Source organism: Dyella sp. (genome assembly GCF_035486915.1).
Taxonomy (GTDB): domain Bacteria; phylum Pseudomonadota; class Gammaproteobacteria; order Xanthomonadales; family Rhodanobacteraceae; genus Dyella_B.
Window position 1 is genome coordinate 1 of sequence record NZ_DATHMR010000190.1, and the last position, 19,733, is coordinate 19,733.

Annotated in this window: 16 protein-coding genes; 6 read left to right on the plus strand and 10 right to left on the minus strand. The window is 56.1% G+C overall.

The annotated features are described in order from the left end of the window. From VK725_RS15460 to VK725_RS15500, 9 genes are all read right to left on the minus strand, one after another. A partial coding sequence (locus VK725_RS15460; protein ID WP_325318949.1) for a thiamine pyrophosphate-binding protein occupies nt 1-601 on the minus strand: 601 nt, incomplete at its 3' end. Nucleotides 602-654: 53 nt separating this feature from the next. Next, nucleotides 655-2,088: a TolC family protein gene (locus tag VK725_RS15465; protein ID WP_325318950.1), complete on the minus strand. Its 1,434-nt coding sequence runs from the start codon at nt 2,086-2,088 to the stop codon at nt 655-657. Continuing rightward, entirely contained in the window at nt 2,069-3,862 is a 1,794-nt protein-coding gene (locus VK725_RS15470) for an FUSC family protein (RefSeq protein WP_414648517.1), read from the minus strand. The genes VK725_RS15465 and VK725_RS15470 overlap by 20 nt, the downstream gene beginning before the upstream one ends. A gap of 136 nt (nt 3,863-3,998) precedes the next feature. Next, nucleotides 3,999-5,024 (minus strand): HlyD family efflux transporter periplasmic adaptor subunit, encoded by a 1,026-nt coding sequence (locus tag VK725_RS15475; protein WP_325318952.1) that lies wholly within the window; start codon nt 5,022-5,024, stop codon nt 3,999-4,001. Between the two features lie 15 nt (nt 5,025-5,039). Then, nucleotides 5,040-5,276, minus strand: coding sequence for a YtcA family lipoprotein (locus VK725_RS15480; RefSeq protein WP_325318953.1), 237 nt, complete (start codon nt 5,274-5,276; stop codon nt 5,040-5,042). A 92-nt stretch (nt 5,277-5,368) separates the two neighbouring features. Next, nucleotides 5,369-6,151, minus strand: a complete 783-nt coding sequence (locus tag VK725_RS15485) for an AraC family transcriptional regulator (RefSeq protein ID WP_325318954.1) — start codon at nt 6,149-6,151, stop codon at nt 5,369-5,371. 512 nt (nt 6,152-6,663) lie between these two features. Next, nucleotides 6,664-9,717: an ATP-binding protein gene (locus VK725_RS15490; protein ID WP_325318955.1), complete on the minus strand. Its 3,054-nt coding sequence runs from the start codon at nt 9,715-9,717 to the stop codon at nt 6,664-6,666. A gap of 52 nt (nt 9,718-9,769) precedes the next feature. Then, entirely contained in the window at nt 9,770-11,314 is a 1,545-nt protein-coding gene (locus VK725_RS15495; protein WP_325318956.1) for a LuxR C-terminal-related transcriptional regulator, read from the minus strand. 325 nt (nt 11,315-11,639) lie between these two features. Further along, the gene (locus tag VK725_RS15500) at nt 11,640-12,278 is read right to left on the minus strand and encodes a response regulator transcription factor (protein WP_325318957.1); all 639 of its coding nucleotides are present in this window, start codon (nt 12,276-12,278) and stop codon (nt 11,640-11,642) included. Between the two features lie 278 nt (nt 12,279-12,556). Between VK725_RS15500 and VK725_RS15505 the strand changes: the two genes are divergently transcribed. The 4 genes from VK725_RS15505 (at nt 12,557) to VK725_RS15520 (ending at nt 14,609) form a co-directional block, all read left to right on the plus strand. Continuing rightward, nucleotides 12,557-12,820, plus strand: coding sequence for a hypothetical protein (locus tag VK725_RS15505; RefSeq protein WP_325318958.1), 264 nt, complete (start codon nt 12,557-12,559; stop codon nt 12,818-12,820). A 15-nt stretch (nt 12,821-12,835) separates the two neighbouring features. After that, a complete protein-coding gene (locus VK725_RS15510) occupies nt 12,836-13,120 on the plus strand; it encodes a DUF2384 domain-containing protein (protein WP_325318959.1) in 285 nt (94 codons plus the stop codon). A gap of 187 nt (nt 13,121-13,307) precedes the next feature. After that, nucleotides 13,308-14,111, plus strand: a complete 804-nt coding sequence (locus tag VK725_RS15515; protein WP_325318960.1) for an acetoacetate decarboxylase family protein — start codon at nt 13,308-13,310, stop codon at nt 14,109-14,111. A gap of 63 nt (nt 14,112-14,174) precedes the next feature. Then, nucleotides 14,175-14,609, plus strand: coding sequence for a hypothetical protein (locus VK725_RS15520; RefSeq protein ID WP_325318961.1), 435 nt, complete (start codon nt 14,175-14,177; stop codon nt 14,607-14,609). Nucleotides 14,610-14,667: 58 nt separating this feature from the next. On the opposite strand, the gene poxB is transcribed toward VK725_RS15520, so the two are convergent. Further along, nucleotides 14,668-16,386 carry a ubiquinone-dependent pyruvate dehydrogenase gene (gene poxB / locus VK725_RS15525; protein WP_325318962.1) on the minus strand — a complete coding sequence of 573 codons (1,719 nt, stop codon included), beginning with the start codon at nt 16,384-16,386 and terminating at the stop codon, nt 14,668-14,670. A gap of 459 nt (nt 16,387-16,845) precedes the next feature. Here poxB and cyoA point away from each other — a divergent pair, with 459 nt between their 5' ends. Beyond that, on the plus strand, nt 16,846-17,763 hold the full coding sequence (gene cyoA, locus VK725_RS15530; protein ID WP_325318963.1) for a ubiquinol oxidase subunit II: 918 nt from the start codon (nt 16,846-16,848) through the stop codon (nt 17,761-17,763). A gap of 1 nt (nt 17,764) precedes the next feature. Continuing rightward, nucleotides 17,765-19,726: a cytochrome o ubiquinol oxidase subunit I gene (gene cyoB, locus VK725_RS15535; RefSeq protein ID WP_325318964.1), complete on the plus strand. Its 1,962-nt coding sequence runs from the start codon at nt 17,765-17,767 to the stop codon at nt 19,724-19,726. The last annotated feature ends 7 nt before the right edge of the window (nt 19,727-19,733 follow it).

Consider the following 19,733-nt stretch of genomic DNA (forward strand, 5'->3'; position numbering starts at 1 on the left):
TTTTGCCAGCATTGAGGATTTTGGCCATTTCCGCGAGTTCATCGTCGTTGGGACGAATGGTCGGGCGCGGGAAGTGAACGTGATAAGGAAAGTCTTCGTGCACTTCACTATGCGACATGTCGACCGGAACGATCAGTACAGCGACGCCTCGCTTGGCGATGGCGGTCTGGCAGGCGATGACGGCTTTTTTGCGGGCTTGTTCCGGGGTAAGAATCATCTCGCAGAAAACCGAGCACTCTTTGAATACGGATTTGAAATCCACTTCCTGGATGAACTCAAACCCCATCTCGCTCATCAAGACCTGACTGGCAATCAAGACCATCGGCGAGCGATTGCGGTTGGCTTCGTACAGTCCATTGATGAAGTGCAAGCTGCCCGGTCCGCAGCTACCTGCGCAGGCCGTCAATTGGCCGGTCAAGAGCGCCTCGGTGCCAGCGGCGAAAGCGCCCGCTTCTTCATGCCGAACATGCACCCACTCGATGGAACTCTTATCAAGATATTCGGCAATCAGATTCAGGGTGTCGCCGACGATGCCATAGCAGCGTTTGACACCCGCTTGTTCGAGAACCTCTACGATAATTTCGGCGACTTTCTTGCTCATGGCGCGCTCCGCTTTACGGCGTGATGATGGAGACCCGTGGAGGGATCGAGGGATTAATGCGGGGACGGTCGTCTTCCGATGGCCAGGTCAAGTGCTGCCTGCGCGATGCTCACACTCGCGTTGGCGTCTTCCTGGCTGGCTTCGGCTTGGGCCAGCACGGCTTCGTTGCTTGTCAGTTCGGTGATGCTGGTCAGGCCTCGCCGATAGGAATCGAGCGTGGCTTGATAGGCGACTTCGGAAGCATGCGTATAGGCGAGCGCCTGAGTACGGTTATCCAGGCTCGTCTTTAAATTGTTGTAGGCCTGAACGACTTGCTGTGACGCCGTGTCCTTGGTTTCCGCCAAGGCATCTTCGGCCTCGGTCTTTTGGGAGACCGCCAGCGAAACATTGGTAGCTCGCGCACCGCCATCGAACAGTGGCCACTCGAACGATACAAACAACGCTTCGCCGGTTCGATTGATGGAGGAATAGGGACTTCCGTCGCTACTGATTTCGCCGATGTTCTGCAGCACCTGCGCGGAAAGGCTGATCGTTGGACGGTAAGCTGCGCGCGCGGTTTCGATTTTGGCATCGGATGCGGCAATCTTGTCCGTCGCAGCCAGGATGTCTGGGCGCGTTTGCAGCGCTTCGTCGATCAATCCTCGAAGTGGCTCGAGGGTTTGTGCGTCGGATGTATCCGCAGAAGAAGTGATCTCAAAGTGCGTTTCCGGGGGCAACCCTATCGTGGCGACGAGCGATGCAAATGCCGTGTCGGCGTCGCCGGTGGTCTTCGTCAGCGCCAGACGCATCGCCGCCGTCTCGCGTTGTGCTTCGGCAAGCTGCACCACGGTAGCGCGGCCGTGTTTTTTCTGATCGGCCACCGCCTGTTCGGTTAGCTGAGCCGCATCCAACGCTTTTTGCGCAGCACGCACCTGACCCTGGGTAGACGTCGCCTGGAAAAACGCTTGGGATACGTCGAACACTAGCTTTTCCTGCGCGCCGAGCAGACCCGACTCGGCGGCGGAGGCATTTTGTTTGGCCTCTTCAACCTCTCCCTTGCGTCGGCCGAAGTCGAACAGCAGCCACTTCAGCTCAACGGCGGGGAAAATCTCGCGCGTAGAGGAAACGAAATAGCCCTTGGCCGAGACAGTAGGCGGGATCGCCAGCGGCGTACGCTGGATACCGCCAATGGCGTTGACACTGACTTGCGGTGAGTACTGGGTCTTGGCCAGTTGGACGGCTAGGTTGGCTTGGACCGCCTCCTGCTCGACTTCACGCGTCTTGGGGTTGATATTCAGCGCGATAGTCAGAAGTTCCGAGAGCGTGTAAGCACGATTTTCAAGTACGGGCGTATCGGCGTGACTGGCGATAGCCAGTGCATCGTCGGAAGTGGTGTTGGTCCATGACGTCGATTGTGCATTTGCTACATCGCTGCACGGAAACAGCGCGACCGCGAGCACCAGCGGAACGCAGGCGATGAGCGAAGAGTCAGATCGCGCGCGATGCATGATCGATCTCCTCGTTGAGGTGCTGCCGGGCCTCGCTCAGAAGCGTGGATGGTGTAGAGCGGGTACCTCTATCTGATGGTTCAGGACGCGTCCCTTTCGACAGTGCCACCAGGCGTTGCGAAGTAAGTGTGTCCGCCTCGTCGTCGCTGGGAAGCAGAGCCGCATTCTCCTTAAGTCGAAGCAAGACAAATGCAGACGCTGTAATTTGCTCAATGTGTTGAGCTTCGGGCAGCACTGGATCGCTCTTGCTTCCGCGTGGGAGAAAGCGCCATTCGAATAGAGAACGTGCGTTCAATTCAGATGCTTCGCTAATTTTTTTGCAAATGTCGGCCCTTCTCGAAGCGATAGTTGTTTCGTCCTTCGTGACAAGCAGATCGCCAAGTTCTGTGAATGCTGAGGACCATTTCTCTCGCGCCTGGTCAAAAACACTGACCGGCCAGAGCGTGGTGAAGAAAAGGGTGATCCAGATATTGCCGACGAAGATCCCCACCACGCGGTCACGCAGTTCTGTAAGGTCATCGTGTGGGCCGTAGCCTTGCATCACGCCGAGGAAGAAGGCGAATGCAATCTGCAAACCTGCATACGCAATCGTTTCACCGCTGGTAGAAATCCATGCGCAGAACACCGATACCACGGCAATAAGCAGACAAAGCTGACCGATATCGGTCATGTAGGGCAGCACAAAGACGATGCATAAACCCGCTATCAATCCGCCGATGACGGCACCGGATAGTCGCAAGGTCAATTTATGGATGCTCTCTCCGAAGGTCGTCAACGCGACGAAGAAGCACGTAGTGACTGCAGTGCGTATACCGGGCCAATCAAGGAGCGTGTAGGTCGCGTAAGAGGCCAATACCGCACACGTCACTTTGAATGCAAAGCGGGCGTGCGCCCGATTCTTGAGCGCGCCTTCTACAAGTAACTGCCGTCGACGAGGGGGCGCCTTGTCCGTTACGACGGCTGGTGATTTACCGGATGCTTCGTCAAGGAGTTCACTGACCGCAGCACGAAGGGCGGCATGGGCGGGATCCAATTCAACGGATGTCGATTCGAACTCATTGTTTGGAACATCGACTGCATGGCCACGACGCTGCAAAAAGAAGTGCCGACTCTGTCGAAGCTCGGACGCCAAGGAGCGCCTCGAAGCGGGCGAAACACTCGATGGCAAATATCGCGCGATCTGCAGCATCTCCAACAAAATAGCGAGCAGGCGATTGTCTTCCTGCGCAAATACCTTGACCTGCTTGTTCCACAGAAACGCTTTGTTCTTCAGCTCGCCGAGCAAGAGTAGTTGAGCGCGCAGTCGCGATGGGTCAGCGGAATAGGGGTTTTCGATATAGGAAGCGACCTGCTCCATAAGTTGTGCACCCCGCTTTCGTGCGAGCACAACGGGACTTTCACCGGTCAATAGATTGGCGAGGACGGTAACGCTTGCTGGTATGGCAACCACGACCCACAACCACAACACCGCATGCGTGACGCTTTCCGTGGTCGGCACATCGTCCAGAAGCGTCTGCGACAGCACCAGGATAAATCCGGCCAAAAAGGCGATCGGACCCAAGGGACTCGCGCGGGCGATAAAGGTTCCCACCAGCGTACTGACTGCGAGCAGCGGAATTCTGAGCGCAGGCTCGGAGGCATCAAATACGTAGAACAGCAAAGACGCAGCGACCGCCAAGGTGACCGCAAGGATTCCGCCCACCGCGGTCACCAGCGTGGAGGCGACATCTTCACGGCTGACCATGAAGACGAGGTAGGCGATATAGGCGGGCAATGGGACCTGAAACACCATCGCTATAACGACAGCGACGACGGTGCATCCGGTGATGCGGATGATGGCGCGAATACGCGTGTCGTCGAGCGCTAGCTCGCGTCGGAGGAGTCGGCTCAGCGGATCTCGTGCAGGCAGTTCAATCGGTGCTTGCATGGTTCACTCGTACGGAAGCGGTTGCACCGATGCGCAAGAACGGCTGCGACGATTCATTCAAACGCACCCACACGGGAAAGCGCTGTGCCACCACCACCCAGTTCAGGTTTCGATCGACGTCCGGAAGCCCCGGACCGGCGGCTCCTTCCGGCTGAACACCGGCACCCAGGCTTTCCACCACGCCGTGCAGGGGCTGCCCTTCGTTGCCCATCACCCATACCGTTGCGGCATCGCCAGCGTGCAGCCCGCGCAGATCCGTCTCGCGAAAATTGGCGACGGCGTACCAACTGTTGTCGTCGATCAGCGTAAAGAGCGGATGTCCGGCGACAGCAAACGATCCCGGTGCGAGATTGAAACCCACCACCTTGCCGTTCACCGATGCGCGAATGACGGTCTCCCGAAGATCGCGTGCCGCCAACGCCTCCTCAGCTTCTGCGCCAAGCAACTGCGCTTTTAAGCTCTCTACGTCACCAATCGCTTCTTTGGCCTGGGCCGCTTGTTGTGTCGCTGCTGCCAACTGTGAGGCTGCTGTGCGTTCATTCGTCCGCGCTTCATCGATTTGTTGTGCGGTGACAAAGCCCTTGGGCAAGAGGGGTTCCATGCGCGCGAGCGTGTCATGAGCGAGCGCCAGTTGTTGTTGCGCCCGATCCACGTTGCGCGCGGCGGCTTGTGCACCGGATCCCTGCGCGGTCACCTGTCGGCCGGTGAGGTCGATTTCTGCCTGTAGCGCCGCGACTTGGGCGTTAGCCTGTCGGAGCTTCAGCTCGAATGGTTCCGGATCGATTTGCAGCAGCACGTCCCCTTGGTGGACGTACTGGTCGTTGCGAATATGGATGGCGACGATCCGGCCGCTGACTTCCGGCGTGATGCCTGCGCTGTAAGCAAAAATGTACGCATCGTGCGTCCTTGGCCGTTTGTCCACCACAATCATCGCGACAATGATGAGTGCCAACGCCGAGACGATGGAGAGAATGGCAATGACGCGGCCCAGTGCGGTCTTGGCTTGCATGGAAGAGGTCTCCATTCAGGCCAGCCATACAAGCCATATAGCGAGCGTCGCCGCCGTCCACATGCACAGGTAAACGATTACCGGTACGGGGAGCGTGGCATCGATGCCTACTTTCACAAGCACGCCGCGGATCACGACGACGCAGACGATGCCAAGAAGCGCACAGACCATCCACGTTGGAAAATAAGAGCCAAGAATGTTTCGCGAAGGCGAGGCGCTGCATGCGGCGACGCCGACCGACAAACATGACACCAATGTTCCGCGAAGATAATCATGTCCACGAGCTAGTTGATGAGAGTGCATCTTCAAAACCTTTTTAGGTAAGGTCTGTGCGAAAAATGTCTTCAAGCCGCCTCCGCGCGCTTGTTGTTCACAAGCGACTTCCGCCACGCCCCGGGTGCGACCCCCATCTTTTGCGTAAAGACGCGACTGAAGTGGCTTTGATCGGAAAAACCAGCATTGAACGCGATGTCGGCGAGAGAGACGTCAGGGTCCGCCATCAGCTCAAGTGCCAAGTCGACTCTGCGTGACAGTAGCCACTGATGCGGCGACATACCGATGCTCTTCTTGAAGCCGCGTGCGAGCGCGCCTGCTGAAAGGCCGCACGCTTCTGCCAGTTCGTTGATGGATATCCCTTCGAAGATGCGGTCGCGCATCATCTGCGTGACCATCCGCTGCTGCCACGGCGCCAACGCTCCCCGGACGATGTCCGAGCGTGTCGACGATCCACTGTAAGTCGATGCCATGTATACACACAGGCCTTGAAGAAGGTGATCGACGAGAGCCTGGTTTGCAGCGGCCGCTTTGTTGAAGATGGGTAGCAGCGTCTGTCCGATGCTGCCTACGATGGCATCCCTGAAACATTCACCCGGACGGATGGCGAGACCGGAGACATTTCTCTTCCCGAGCTCCTCGCCAATTTCGACAATAGCCTGTCGCGGTATGTAGAAGTACAGCGAGTGCAATGGGTCGCCGATATACATGATGGGATCACGGCGCAAATCCAAAATGTACGTCGCACCGCTTTCACAAGAAGTCGAACATACGGAACGGCCATCGCACCAAAGTTCGTGTGTGCTTTGCTTGCGCAAGTTCAGGCAGACGAGATAGGCATCGTCATTTCCCATCGGGGAAGTCATGCCATAACCCGCTTGATCGATGCGAAGTTCCGTTACGGCAAGGCGTGCACCATGTCTTGTCTGACTGCGCAGAACTGGGGGGTCGCTTAGGTGAAAGGAGCGGCCAAGCCGATCGCCGAATGCACCGTAATACATGAGCATCTCTCCGAACCTTGTGGTCGCATTCCGATTGGAAAGTTACGCGCATGCATGATTGGCCGAAGCCTTCGTCAGGGTACACTTGCTGACACGAAGGGATAAATCGAATCACCCGAAAGTGTAAATAGATCCCGTATGACAACTTTGTTGCATACCGTCCACCTTCATTGGCGGTTAACAGCGCATTGAGCATGCGCGCACATTCCAATTCTTTAACATTGATCCAGTTTGAGGCCACGTGATCGACGCGCCCTTCTTCGATATTGGATCGTGCTAATTCATACGCATATCCCCCGCGTGGGGGACAGCGCCTTGATCGCGTCAGCGCTGAGAAAGCGAAACAAGAATCCGGAAAGTCTCGTTTACGCCATGAGGCGCGCAAAGGTCTCTTGGAGTCGATGACCGTAGGGAAGGCTATCCAGCAAGCGTTGCGCTTGCCGGTTGAATAGTTGCTCGTGAAGCGATGCACGGGCACCATCGCCTTCTGCGCGATGCAGTTGAGCCGCCGTGCGGTGAACTCGCCAATCGGCTATGGGCGCACCCATCATCTCAGTGATCTGCAAGGCGTCGTTGATCAAGCGCAAGGCGTGTGGGCGATCGCCTTCTTCGATAGCAATACGGCATCTCACTTCACGGGCCATGGCACGCCACGTCACTTCGATGGTCCGATCGGAGCGCTCGACCATGCGATCGGCATGCATGCGCGCCTGCTCGATGTCACCTGATCGCAACTGGGCATCGGCAAGCGACCATTCCAGCAGGAATAACCAATACCAATCCGTGATGACCGGCTGCTCGAGCATGTCATGCTCGAGCTTCTTCAGGATGCCGATTCCCGCTTCGAGATTTCCGAGCCCGACCTCCGTAGTTCCCGCGAGCAGCGCGCAATGCCGGATTTCATTTGGAAGCACCGGCGTATAGAGCGCAGCCGGCTGATGACCCGTTTTATCTTTGTAGAAGCCAAGCTTGCTGCAAATGTCCTTGGTCGCCCGATAGTCTCCAGCCATCAAGTAAAGAAATCCGCGAAGCGTCTCCAGTGTGCAGATGCTGTAGCGATTGGCGTTGCCGACAAAGAGCGCCTCGCTGGCATCGAACTCCTTCAATGCGCGACCCCACTCGCCCAGCAACGTGTACGCCCAAGGCCGTCCGAGATGAGCCATCCAAATGGCACGAAAGATATTGAAGTCGGGTCGGTCTACGGCATGCTTTACCAGTATCTCAAGATTCGTATCGACCGTTTCCAGGCACTCCCGGTATCGGCTAGAGATCAGGCACATCATGCTGTACTCGATCAAGCCCCACGCGGTGATCTCACGATCAAGACCATTGCGAAGAGGAACCAGATTTTCCTCGCAAATCTTGACCTGCTCGGGGTCCCATCCGCCTATCCAGATCCTCCATGCGGCGCTGCTGAGCCTGATCCGTGCCTTCAATTGCGGCTCGGGCTGCGCACTGCTCAAGCGGGCGGCATTCTCCAGATGTGCGACGCTTGCGGTGGCGTCTCGCCAGCTGAGCGCAAAGGCCAAGCCCAGTTCGGCACGGGCCTGAACATCGGGGAAGTGCAGTTGCTCGGACATCTGTAGAAGTTCGGTAAAGGCCTGCAGCGCTCTAGGGTCATGATTAGCTGCGTAAATGGAAGCACGATCTTCCAATAGCGTGGTCTGGGCGAGTTCGCGCTCGCCGTTGGAAAGATGGAGCGCCATCTCATCGGCTTTGTCGAGAATGGCTAATGCATCCTGATGTGCAAAGCGACGCTTCGCGGTTTGCAGCGCAATCTTTAAGTAGGTGAGGCCCTTGGACCATTCGCGTGCATTGGAAAATTGCGCGGCAAGTTCGAATGCGGCATGCGCTCTCAATTCGCTTGGATAGGACTTTTCCAGCTCTTTGCCGATCAGGGCATGACTTTGCGCCAACCGCAGGGGACCCTGACGGTTCAGTAGCACTTCCCTCAGCAGCGCATGATTGAACCGGTAGAGCCGAACCACTTCACCATTGTCGAGCGTATCCATGTCGTGGCGATGAATGAATGTTCTGGTTCGACATAGCGTCTCGCACACTTCCTCGAAACGGCGTGTGCTCAGGCCGGCGGCTGTAGCGGGCACTACGGAGTTGAAAACATCTCCTACCGCACTGGCTGCTTCCAGGACGCGCTGTGTTTCATCATCGAGACTGGAAATTTTCGTCTCGACCACGTGAGCGATGGTCTGGGGTATCTCGAAGCGGATCTGCGAAAGCGGTACGTCGCTCTTCCATTGCCCACGATCGATGGATACGAACTGCATGCTTTTCAAATGATCGAGGATTGTCCTCAGAAAGAGCGGGTTGCCGCTTGATTGGCGTGAAAGAAGTTGAACGAACGAACGTCCGTCTTCGGAATCGTCGGACCGAACATATTCCGCAACGTCACCCTGATTGAGCCCATTCAAGTGAATGGAGTCGCACAATTTGTGCAGCAGCAATTCGTTGACAAGTTGCTTGAGCGCCGGGCCGCGCGTCGCCAAGTCATCCGAGCGATAAGTGGCGATAAGTAGCAGCTTGACGGACGATTTTCGTCTGGCCAATGCGGAGATCAGGTCGAGTGTGGAGAAGTCCGCCCAATGCAGATCCTCCAGCAACAGCACGAAAGCTTCGTCCTCGGCGAGCACTTCAAGCAGCTCGCAGAACTCGCCGAGCATGCGACTGCGGGCTGAGACATGCGCCACTTTCTGCAGCAACGCCCGATGCTCGCGAGACAGGAGACCGGTTACTTGATTGGCCCAGGAAGGGGCCACGGCAACCAAGGCGTCCTGCACTTTGTTGCTGCTGGCACCTTTAAGCAGCCGAGATAGCGCTTCGATGACGGGATAGAAGGGCTCGGCACCGCTAAAGCCTTCGATACAACGGCCATACGATAACGACGTGTGTTGACCTGACAAGTTGCTGCAAAACGTCTCGACCAGCGCTGTTTTTCCAATGCCCGCATCGCCGTGCACGAATACGATCTTTGCGTGCCCTTCGCGCGTTTGATTGAGTGCTTCGTGCAAAGCATTCAATTGCGCTGTTCTGCCAATGAGATGCGACGTCGTCGTCGACGATAGTAAGTTATCGGTCTTTTGAGCGGTGGTGACATCTGCAATAAAGCGGTATCCACGACCTCGATGTGTTTCTATGTAGCGCGGACGCTGCGCGTCGTCGCCTAACGCGTTACGTATGGCTAGCACATGTCCTTTCAGCACCTCGGGTTGAACGGCTACGCCTGACCAGAGGGATTCAAGAAGTTCATCATGCGTGATAAGGCGTCCTGGATGCTCAACCAGATAACGGAGCACATCGAATGCCTTCGCGGTGATCGTGACAGAGACAGGTTCGCTCTCGTCGGAAAGGCGCCATAGCCGGTGATTGGCCGGGTCGAGCCGAAAGGGTTTGAACTCCTTCATTCGATCACCGCTTGCATAAGTATGTGTTTTGCCCATTTTTTATTGAGACCCTTCAAATAAGACCTAGCTCTGTTGCCCTTGACACAGCCTCGGCGCGATTCTTGGAAGCCAGTTTGATAAAGATATGTTTGGCGTGCGATTTCACGGTTTCCGGCGTGATCTGTAACTCGCGAGCAATGGACTTGTTGGAAAGCCCTAGGCTCATCAAGCGTAGGATAATCGTCTCCCGACTGCTTAACGACTCTACAAGTCGATGATTCGTTCTGAATTTTTTCGGTGCCGACGTATGTACCAGGGGCGTCGTGAGCAGCCGTCCGATGTAGAGACCCAGATGCCCGGGGGTTTTGGTTTCGGGAGACCTCCATAGCTGCTTGAGAGGCGTTTCGATCAGCGGCATGTCGTCAAGAAAACTTCGAAACAGCCCCGCGTTGGCACCTTGATACAACGCAGCCAGTAACTCCTCATGCGCGCGCGTTACGTGTCCCAACGCATACAGCGCACTCGATAGCAGGATCGTAAGTTTGACGACGAGGGCAGGGTGATTACGGTGCAGGGCCGCGCTGCGCAAGTTGTCAAGTGAACGGGCTGTGCTGATTCCCGGGCCGTTTGCCAACTGCACGCGAAGGTTTGCCACCTGTACCGGCCACGCATCGATATTTTTTGGGCGGCTCTTAGCGTCGACGCCGTAGTTGAAATTGTTCAGCTGCGCCAGCGCTAGCTCGGCACGATCGATGCGATCGTCGTGGATGTGTAAAGCAACTTCTTCCGCTTTGCAGCCGAGTGCAAGCCGGTGCCAGCGTCGTTGCACGCCTATTTGTTCGCCACGATGCAACAGAAGCAAGGCAATGTTCTGGTTTCCTCGTGCTGCTGCAATTTTGGCGGAAAGGATGTACGCGATGAGCGCGCTCTCGATGGCACCGCTCTCTTCGATAGCGTTAAGCCGACCGCGAAGCAGTGTGTCCGCTTCATCCACGGCCCCGGCTTCGTACTGCAATTGAGCCAGTACGCAGGTGGGAAGGAGTGAAGCGTATGCTTCCGCTCCCAACGATCCATTGCACAGAGACAGCGCGTCCTTGGCCAGGCGTTCGGCCAGTTTGAAGCGCAGCTGTTCGGCCTCCGCTGCAGCTTCGATGGATAGGTTGATGATCGCCATCAGCAACGACATGGCATTACCGCGGGGGGCTTTGCCCCGTGATAATTCGTAGAACGGCATAAAGTCGCGCGTACGCCAGGAACAAAACTTCATAACCGTTGCAAGTGTCGATCGATACCTCGCCCCCGTACCGCGCGCCATGACCGATTGGGCGCGAAACATCGCTTCGTCGATGTCGTCTTCCCAGAGACTTCCTATCGCCAGTAACGTCTCGACTTCATCGCGAGGGAAGTCTTGCAGGAAGCGGTCCTTTTGCAGAAAAGCTTTGCGCAACATGGCGGTGAGAAAAACCACGTCGGTTCCCTGCAGGCCGCCCACTGCACGCCATGCCGAAACGAGCAATGTTCTGAGCGCTTCATCAGGGTCGTCAAGATCGTGCCAGTCCTGCACCCATCCTTGATCGACAGGGGTAGTTGCGCCGCGCGCAACGGACAAGAGATTCATGGGCCCACCCTCCGACCGTTGTGGAGCTTACTGAATCACGCCAGTGCCGCTCCGGTCACGTACGATGTCGGGATGGCTCCTCCCAGTACGCGATAACAGTAAAAATACACATCACCTAATTCACTCAGCAGACCGTTGATTTGCTCAACGTGTGATTCGTCCTTTGGGTAGAGAAATTAGGTGAAATGATGCGTTCTGTCGTGAAATCGCGGTCGTCTTTCGGTTTTCTTTCGGTTTTTTGGTTCACGAGTCGTGGGAGGACGCATGGTCGATGGCCGCAGTTCTCGCGACGATGATTCGTCCCCCATATGGGTACCTTTTTTGCTTAGGGCTGTGAGTCCATGAAGCCGCGACGGATCGCGATCATGACGGCGTGCGTGCGATCCTCGGCACCCAATTTACCCATGATGCTTTTCATGCGCGCTTTGACAGTGTCTTCGGAAATGCACAGGGCATCGGCGATGTCGCGGTTGCTATGACCTTCGGCGACGAGCTTCAGTACGCCGACCTCGCGTTCTGTCAATCCCTGTTGCCCGGTATGGCTGGCGATTTCTTGCGCGACTTCAGGTGCAACGGTATGACGCCCGGAAAGTGCGCCGCGAACCGCCTTGATGATTTCGTCGCGCCGCGCCGTTTTAAGGAGATACGAGGTTGCCCCAAGTGTGAAAGCGCGCACTACGCGTGCATCGCCGGGAAAGGTGGTGAGCACGATGATGGTTGCATCGGGAAATTCGTTGCGTATGGTTGTGATGGCTTGCAGTCCGTCGACATCCGGCATTTGCAGATCGATCAACATGATGTCGGGCAACAGTTTCTGGAATTGTTTGATCGCATCTCTGCCATCGGCAGCTTCGCCAACCACTTCCATATCCGGCTCTTGCTCAATAACAGCGCGTAGGCCATCCCGCATGACCGGATGGTCATCCACGACGAGAACTCCGTATCTTTCCTTCTTCTCGTTCAAGCGACGCACCTTGGAAAATCCACCCAAAAAACAGATAGGCGTAAGCAGCGGGTACGTATTTCAGTCCAGCAGTGACTATGCGCCGGGCCTCATGGTACTTCAATGCTCGAAAGAGTAATTCGGGGCTTGGATATGTGTCAGCCCGATAAAGAAGGGTCCCGATTCCACTCGCATCGATGGGTACCGATTGAAACGCACATCCGCGTACTCAAAAATGCAAGAAAAGCATGCATCGGTAGACGTAACGTAGCGTTCACCAACGTTACAAGGGTAGAGCCATGGCTACGGGAAGCAATGTGGTGTCGTGGTCGTTGCGCAAGAACGTCACCTCTTCGCGGAATCGGTCGGCGGACATGGCCTTCGCCTGGATATCGCAATTGGCTTCAGCGATCGAAGGCGACCCGTCGCGTGTCGAGGAGTGGTATAGCTCGGTTCGCATTCGGGAATTGGGAGAAATGACGGCACAGGAGCTTGTCATACAGGACAACGCGGATCTAGTGATCGGCTTCCTGCGCTCCATCCGACGCGGGGAACGCGAATGAAGAGGGGTTCCTTCTATGCGTAACGTAGATCCGTTCAAGAACATGGGAGCGCGACTGGAAGCAATTCACGCTACGCGCGAGCAAGTCGCCTTTGCGGCGTTTTCCCTGCTGGAGGAGCGGCGGCGCGATTTTTCCAACATGCTCGTCATCGGTCTTGGGAACAGGACGCGCGCGGTGTGGTGGATGAGTATGCGCCATCGGAATCTGGATGGAAGAAATGCCTACCAAGTCATCGCCGATGGCGAAGAGGATCGCCTATGGGACGTTCTGGAAGGTATACGTAGTACAACGGAGATCTGATCGACAGGGCTCCAATCAACGTTCATCGTGGACGTATGTTTTCGGCCATTATCGTCACATTTGTCCAAGATCGGTCGAACAGCGAATGTCATAGTCGTTTCAATCGTGGTCACGCCGTCGAAACGCGACTCCCGGTGACCACGGCAGGGATCGCCAACTGATCTGACATTCGTCCGGGAAGGGTCACATGAAAAGCAACTTCTTCGTTCCTCTCACGTCACGTGGCCTTTCGACTATCTCCCCACCGCCACCTTGGCACTATGCGGGCGATTTTCTGGTTATCGACTTCTGGGCGCGTCCGGACGCTGTCGCTGCCCTTCTACCCGCGGAGCTGCAGGCTGACGTCAAGGCGGAAGGGCATGCGCAGGCGTACTTCATCGATTGGCAATTTACGGGCGAGCATGACGAATTGCTAAATCCGGCCCGATACCAATACCGGGAATTCTTTATCCTCGTCGATGCTTTGTTCGACGGGAAACCTGTTGCGTATTGCCCGTATATTTTCGTGGACAACGATGCGGCCATGGCACGCGGTTGGGCGCAAGGCTTCCCCAAGCGTCTGGGCTCGGTTTTTCAGACGCGTACGTTTAATGCGAAAGGTCCGGCCGCCACCAAACTCGCGGCCGGAAGTCGATTTGGCGCAAGTGCCTCCACGGACGGGCAGCGCATTGCGAAAGGTATCGTCACGCTTGAAAAGCTCGTGACAGATCCCGCTGCTTTGGGTTCACGTCCGACCGTCAATATGCGCCACTTTCCTAGACTGGCGGCGGGGCAGTGGGAGCGTCCTGCTGTGCATGAGCTGGTGGAGTCCGTCATGGACAACTTTACCGTCGCCGATGCATGGATGGGCAAGGGCGAATTGACCTTGCCCGAGTGCGAGAACGAGGAGATTTCCGACTTGGCCCCGGTGCGATGCGGCAACGGTTATCGCATGTGCGTTTCCTATTCGGTGACTGATCTGAAGTCACTCGTCGACCACTCGGCAAAGTAGCCTTCGTCTTGCTTCAGATAAGCCGCCTTATAGATGGCGTTGCGAAATAAAACAGGTGTCATCATGTCGACGCGATCTATCGGCTGGATTGCGCTGCGTGCTGTGTTACTGCTTGCCGCAGCGCTGCCGATATGCCGCATCGTCGTGAATGTCCGCGGAGACTACGCGCTTGCCAGCGCATGGCTGATACCCAGTATTACCGGGTCAGTCATGGCCTTGACGTGCTTTTTACTTCAATACCAACGCATGATTCCCGGTCTGGCTGACCACTGGCGTTCTCCAAGCTGGTTCGAAAATCCGCTGGCGCGGCATCAAACTCTGCAACGGAGTTTGTTCATCAGCGAGGTGCTCATGTTGAGCGGCCTGGGATGTGCCTCCGTAGACATGCTGTCTGTGCCGCATCATTGCAGCTGGGAACTACTCGTGGCGGCAGGCATGGGCGTCTGGCTTGGCACATGTCTTTTCGTCAGATTGTGGATGCACGACTCCTATCGTTGACGCACCAAGCGCGACTCGTAGGTCGCGTTTGGCTTCGCTCGCGTCTTCATTCCAGCAATCAACGCAACAGATTTACTTTAGCCAGATCGATCAGCTGGCCGCCCCGTCCGTCGAGCACCGCTTTCATCATGAAGAGACCAAATTTATAAGCCTCGTCGAATGTCGTCTTGGGCGGCATGGCCAGTTCCTGCCTGACGCTTACCACGTCCACCAGGGCAGGGCCGTCATGCGCAAACGCTTCGGTCAGCGCAGCGCGAAGGTCGTCGGGACGCTCCACGCGAATGCCTTTAACGCCACAGGCGTTGGCCATTTGCGCGAAATTGGGATTGATCAGGTCGCATCCGGAATCGATGAAACCATTTGCTTTCATCTCCAACTCGACAAAGCCCAGCGTGCCGTTATTTAGCACCACGATCTTTACGGGAAGGTCTAACTGCGTCAGCGTCAGAAAATCGCCCATCATCATGGCAAAGCCGCCATCGCCCGACATGGAGATCACTTGACGGCCTGGCTGGGCGACTTGCGCGCCGATGGCATGCAACATCGCATTCGCCATGGAGCCGTGATTGAACGAGCCGACAATGCGACGCTTGCCGTTGACCTTCAGGTAACGCGCCGTCCACAAGATCGGCGAGCCTACGTCGCAGGTGAAAATAGCGTCGTCCGAGGCCACTTCACTGACGAGCTTTGTCACGTACTGGGGATGGATGAGGTTACTTCCACGTCGTGGGTCAGCCAGCTCATCGAGGTCTTCACGGGCTTTTTTGTAATGCGCCAGCGCGGCATTCAGATGGCTGGAGTCGGTCTTCTCCGGAATCGTCGGCACAAGCATCTGCAACGTTTCACGGATATCGCCAATCAAACCAAGGTCGAGTGGGCAGCGATTGCCAAGTGCCTCGGGACGAGCATCGATCTGGGCGATCTTGGCGTGCGTTGGAAAGAACTGCCGATAGGGAAAGTCGGTGCCTAACAATAGCAACGTGTCGCAGTCTTTCATGGCGGCATAGCCGGATGAAAAGCCAACAAGCCCGGTCATGCCGACATCATAGGGATTGTCGTATTCCATGTGCTCCTTGCCGCGCAGCGTATGCACGATCGGCGCCTTCAAACGGCGCGCCAATTCCACGACCTCGTCATGAGCGCCAGCGCAACCGGCACCACAGAACAGGGTGATTCGCGTAGCGTCCTTGAGCAGGTTGGTCAGCCGTTTGAGATCCTTCATCGTTGGATGCAGGATCGGTTTCGAAGGTGTCACCCAGTGTGGCACTTCAGCGACGGCATCTTTCAGCGACACATCGCCCGGAATCACCACGACTGCCACACCACGCCGCCCTACGGCTGCGCGCATGGCCCTGCCAAGAACCTGCGGCAATTGTGCAGGGTTTGAGACCAGTTCCACATAGTGACTGCATTCTTTGAAAAGGATTTCCGGATGCGTGGCTTGAAAATAATCGATGCCAATTTCAGTGCTGGGAATATGGGAGGCAATCGCCAACACCGGCACGCCGCTGCGATGGCAGTCAAACAAGCCATTGATGAGGTGAAGGTTGCCCGGGCCGCAACTACCCGCGCACACAGTAAGTTCGCCCGTCAGGTGCGCTTCGGCACCGGCCGCGAATGCTGCGGCTTCTTCATGGCGCATGTGCAGCCACTCAATCGAGTTACGGCGGAAAGCGTCGGTGATCCCGTTGAGCGAATCGCCGACGACGCCATAAACGTGTTTGACGCCCGCCTGTTCCAGAACTTTGGCTAAGTAATCGGCGGAGGACATGGCCATGGTAGTGATCTCCTGGTCTTTAAGTTAGGAGCGCTGCTTGCTGCGGGGCGCGGCAAGAGGGTGGGCGCATGGCACTCGACGATCACGCTGCACGGGAATGCCGACGGTTTTTAAGACATTAGCGCTATAGATCGCCCTCGGCTTGTACGTGTCTGACCGCGCATGGACGAAATCCATATCCCGCCGCCAAGCGTTGACGCGCCTTGAACATGTCGCTCGACAAGTAGCTAGGTACACGGACATGTTGTCGCGTCCATCCCTTGTCGAACATTTTCGTCCAAGACCGCGTGGGCATGCCTACGTATGGTTCATCCCAACATCACCATCGCGTGGCGGTGGCTCTTCGTGCCTGGAGCATGGCGAGCGAAGTACGTTGCGTCTTATCGACGCGGTCGAACTGACTGCGCGGTCAAGCGTTGGCATGCGGTGATTCGTAGGGTCGTGTTCCGGAGATCGAGCATGTCATTGCCTAACTGGCAAAAAGTTGCACTCAAAGCAGGCACGACTATCGCATGCCTGTGGCTATCTGCCTGCAGCGAAGGCGTGCTGGCTCCCAAGGGAACGATCGGAGAGCAAGAGAAGCAATTGCTTCTGGAGGCGCTGGTGCCGATGCTGATGGTTATCACGCCGATCATTCTTCTGACATTGTTTTTTGCTTGGTGGTTTCGCGCTTCCAATGCACGTGCGACCTATCGACCGCGGTGGGAGTACTCCGGATATGTCGAATTCTCCATATGGATGATTCCGCTGCTTGTCATTCTTTTTCTCGGCAGTCTTGCCTGGGTTGGCGCACATCAACTCGATCCTTATCGACCGATCGCCTCGAACCGCCAACCTGTGACGGTTGAAGTGGTCGCGTTGGACTGGCGTTGGTTGTTCATTTATCCAGACCAGGGCGTTGCCAGCGTCAACGAGCTGGCCATTCCGATAGGTACGCCGATTTCTTTCCGACTGACGTCTGCGACGGTCATGAACTCGTTCTTCATACCGCAGCTGGGCGGTCAAATTTACGCTATGCCCGGTATGGAAACGAAGTTGTCGCTGTCGGCCGATGATGCCGGCAACTATCGCGGGATGTCGGCCCAATTCAGCGGGAATGGGTTCTCCGACATGCATTTTCAGGTGCTGGCGACCGACGACAAGGCATTCAATGCCTGGGTCGATCGCGCCAAAGGCAATGGAATACGACTGGACGATGTCGCCTATGACCAGTTGGCTTCCACGCACAGCACAGCGGGCGTCGCCTATTACTCATCGATATCGCAGGACTTGTTTATGCATGCGATCGATAACGCAACCAAACGAGCGGTTACTGCAGATGTAGCGTCTCCTATGTCTCCCCGCGCGACTCTCACGACGAGCCCAACGGAGCACTGACATGTTTGGGAAGCTGACACTACAGGCCATTCCTTTCGACCAGCCGATCATCATGGGCACTTGCCTGGTGATCATCTTCGGAATCCTGGCAATTCTTGGGTTGATCACCTACAAGCGAAAATGGTCATGGTTGTGGACTGAGTGGCTGACGACCGTCGATCACAAGCGCATCGGCATTATGTATACGTTGCTGGCAATGGTCATGCTTCTGCGCGGTTTCAGTGACGCGATCATGATGCGTTCGCAGCAAGCATTGGCCAGCGGTAACGCGCATGGCTTTTTGCCACCCGAGCACTACGACCAGATCTTTTCCGCACACGGCACCATCATGATTTTCTTCATGGCGATGCCTTTTGTGGTCGGCTTGATGAACTTCGTCGTGCCGCTGCAAATAGGTGCGCGCGACGTGGCGTTTCCGGTGCTCAATTCGGTCAGCTTTTGGCTCACCGCTGCAGGTGCGCTGCTCATAAACATTTCATTGGGCGTAGGAGAGTTTGCTCGTACGGGATGGCTGGCTTATCCGCCATTGTCCGAGCTCCCTTTTAGTCCAGGTGTCGGTGTCGATTACTACTTATGGTCTCTGCAAATTTCAGGTGTCGGCACGCTGTTGTCAGGTGTCAACCTCGTTACCACCATCTTGAAGCTGCGGACACCCGGCATGACCCTGTCAAAAATGCCCGTGTTCTCATGGACTGCGTTGGCCGCAAACATGCTGATCGTGGCAGCTTTTCCCGTCCTGACGGCGACGTTTGCCATGCTGTTACTGGATAGGTATCTGGGGATGCATTTCTTCTCCAACGACGGTGGCGGCAACCCCATGATGTATATCAACCTCATCTGGACATGGGGTCATCCGGAGGTCTACATATTGATCCTTCCGGCCTTCGGCGTTTTTTCCGAAGTCATCGCAACCTTTTCGCGTAAGCCGCTCTTTGGTTATCGGTCCATGGTGGTGGCTACGATGTCGATCACGCTGTTGGCATTTACGACATGGCTGCATCACTTTTTTACGATGGGTTCCGGTGCCGATGTCAATGGATTCTTCGGCATTACCACCATGGTGATTGCGATACCCACAGGTGTGAAAATCTTCAACTGGCTTTTCACCATCTATGGTGGCCGGGTTCGCTTCACTTCGCCGGTGCTATGGACTATTGGCTTCATGGTGACGTTCACTATCGGCGGTATGACCGGCGTGTTGATGGCGGTGCCGCCCGCCGATTTTGTTTTACACAACAGTCTGTTTCTGATAGCTCATTTCCACAACGTCATCATCGGCGGCGTGGTGTTTGGCTGCTTTGCAGGCTTGACCTACTGGTTTCCTAAAGCCTTTGGATTCCGTTTGCACGAAGGGCTAGGTAAAGCGGCCTTCTGGTTCTGGTTTGTCGGGTTCTATCTGGCTTTCATGCCGCTTTATGCGCTCGGGTTCATGGGCATGACGCGTCGCATGAACCATTACGACGATCCGGCGTGGCTACCTTATATCCTCGTGGCCGAATGTGGTGCGGTGTGCATATTGATAGGCATTTTGCTGCAAATCGCGCAGCTGGTATGGAGCATCCGTAACCGCGATCAGCTGAGCACGGATGCCCGCGATCCATGGGATGGGCGCACGCTGGAGTGGTCCACGACATCGCCACCACCTGTCTACAACTTCGCGCTGCTCCCTAAAGTGGAAGCATTGGATGCCTATTGGGAGGCAAAGCAGAGTGTGGATGCGTCGCCGAACCTAGCTTATGAATCGATTGATATACCAAAGAACTCTGCACTGGGGTTCGTGGTGGCCTTTTTTGCGGTAATCGGTGGATTCGGAATGATCTGGCATATCTGGTGGATGGGCATATTGGCGTTGCTCGCTTTCTTCATGCTGGTGGCTTGGCGGTCGTGGGACGAGCATGACGAATACGAGTTGACTACTGCCGACGTCGTGCGCCTTGAGCGCACGAGTCTTCACTCGATTTAATGTCAGA

What these genes read in the sequence shown, in the direction of transcription:
- VK725_RS15465 (WP_325318950.1), bottom strand. Translation starts at nt 2,088, where the DNA reads ATGCATCGCGCGCGATCTGACTCTTCGCTCATCGCCTGCGTTCCGCTG.
- VK725_RS15475 (WP_325318952.1), bottom strand. Translation starts at nt 5,024, where the DNA reads ATGCAAGCCAAGACCGCACTGGGCCGCGTCATTGCCATTCTCTCCATC.
- VK725_RS15485 (WP_325318954.1), bottom strand. Translation starts at nt 6,151, where the DNA reads ATGGGAAATGACGATGCCTATCTCGTCTGCCTGAACTTGCGCAAGCAA.
- VK725_RS15490 (WP_325318955.1), bottom strand. Translation starts at nt 9,717, where the DNA reads ATGAAGGAGTTCAAACCCTTTCGGCTCGACCCGGCCAATCACCGGCTA.
- VK725_RS15495 (WP_325318956.1), bottom strand. Translation starts at nt 11,314, where the DNA reads ATGAATCTCTTGTCCGTTGCGCGCGGCGCAACTACCCCTGTCGATCAA.
- VK725_RS15505 (WP_325318958.1), top strand. Translation starts at nt 12,557, where the DNA reads ATGGCTACGGGAAGCAATGTGGTGTCGTGGTCGTTGCGCAAGAACGTC.
- VK725_RS15510 (WP_325318959.1), top strand. Translation starts at nt 12,836, where the DNA reads ATGCGTAACGTAGATCCGTTCAAGAACATGGGAGCGCGACTGGAAGCA.
- VK725_RS15515 (WP_325318960.1), top strand. Translation starts at nt 13,308, where the DNA reads ATGAAAAGCAACTTCTTCGTTCCTCTCACGTCACGTGGCCTTTCGACT.
- VK725_RS15520 (WP_325318961.1), top strand. Translation starts at nt 14,175, where the DNA reads ATGTCGACGCGATCTATCGGCTGGATTGCGCTGCGTGCTGTGTTACTG.
- poxB (WP_325318962.1), bottom strand. Translation starts at nt 16,386, where the DNA reads ATGGCCATGTCCTCCGCCGATTACTTAGCCAAAGTTCTGGAACAGGCG.
- cyoA (WP_325318963.1), top strand. Translation starts at nt 16,846, where the DNA reads ATGTCATTGCCTAACTGGCAAAAAGTTGCACTCAAAGCAGGCACGACT.
- cyoB (WP_325318964.1), top strand. Translation starts at nt 17,765, where the DNA reads ATGTTTGGGAAGCTGACACTACAGGCCATTCCTTTCGACCAGCCGATC.